General features: G+C 50.6%; 1 protein-coding gene. It reads right to left on the bottom strand.

Going from position 1 to position 427, the window contains the following annotated elements:
- The coding region (locus KDM89_RS19910) for an amino acid--tRNA ligase-related protein (protein WP_329604706.1) at window positions 1-427 on the bottom strand (427 nt) is incomplete at both ends.

Raw genomic sequence — 427 nt, 5'->3', positions numbered from 1 at the left:
ATTGCAGTGCGTCCAGCAGGAAGCCGAATTTCAATTTTGCATCGTCATCACTGATCTTCAGCGCGCGGAATACCTTGCTTTGTACGTCAGCACGGTGAATACGCACAGAACCGCCACCCAGTTCCCAACCGTTCAGAACCATGTCATAGGCTTTAGCGATACATTTGCCCGGATCAGTTTCCATCAAATCTTCGTGACCATCTTTCGGTGCAGTGAAAGGATGATGCACAGCGGCCCAGCGGTCGTTTTCTTCATCATGCTCAAACATAGGGAAGTCGATCACCCACAATGGCTTCCAGACGTCGTCGAACAAGCCATTGGATTTACCGAATTCACTGTGACCGATTTTCACGCGCAGTGCGCCGATCGCATCGTTGACGACCTTGGCTTTGTCGGCACCAAAGAAAATCAGATCGCCATCTTTCGC

This window comes from Cognatundibacterium luofuense, assembly GCF_018139685.1.
Taxonomy (GTDB): domain Bacteria; phylum Pseudomonadota; class Gammaproteobacteria; order Burkholderiales; family Burkholderiaceae_D; genus Undibacterium; species Undibacterium luofuense.
The sequence above is the reverse complement of the archived record's forward strand: the minus strand, read 5'-3'. Positions and strand labels throughout refer to the sequence as shown.